This window comes from Hyunsoonleella flava, from assembly GCF_004310325.1.
GTDB lineage: Bacteria > Bacteroidota > Bacteroidia > Flavobacteriales > Flavobacteriaceae > Jejuia > Jejuia flava.
Map to the genome: position 1 here is coordinate 1 of NZ_SIRT01000035.1, position 428 is coordinate 428.

The 428-nt window shown below is 47.0% G+C and carries 1 protein-coding gene; it reads left to right on the forward strand.

Annotated features, from left to right (window positions below; genetic code table 11):
* Positions 1-428 (forward strand): hypothetical protein (locus tag EYD45_RS16820; RefSeq protein WP_207303325.1); only part of this gene is annotated, 428 nt, incomplete at both ends.

A 428-nucleotide genomic window follows, 5' to 3' on the forward strand; every position in this document is an offset into this window, starting at 1 on the left:
AGTGTCACTTCAGTAACGGCTTGTGAGCAGCCTGTAGGCTACAGCTTAACAGCGCCTACTGCAGATGATTGTGATGATAATGATCCTAATGAGTTCCCTGGTCAAACTTGGTACATCGGGGTGGATAATGATTCTGATACCTACTTCGGTAGTGTCACTTCGGTAACGGCTTGTGAGCAGCCTGTTGGCTATTCGCTTACGGCACCTACTGCAGATGACTGTGATGATAATGATCCTAATGAGTTCCCTGGTCAAACATGGTACATCGGGGTGGATAATGATTCTGATACCTACTTCGGTAGTGTCACTTCAGTAACGGCTTGTGAGCAGCCTGTAGGCTACAGCTTAACAGCGCCTACTGCAGATGACTGTGATGATAATGATCCTAATGAGTTCCCTGGTCAAACTTGGTACATCGGGGTGGATAA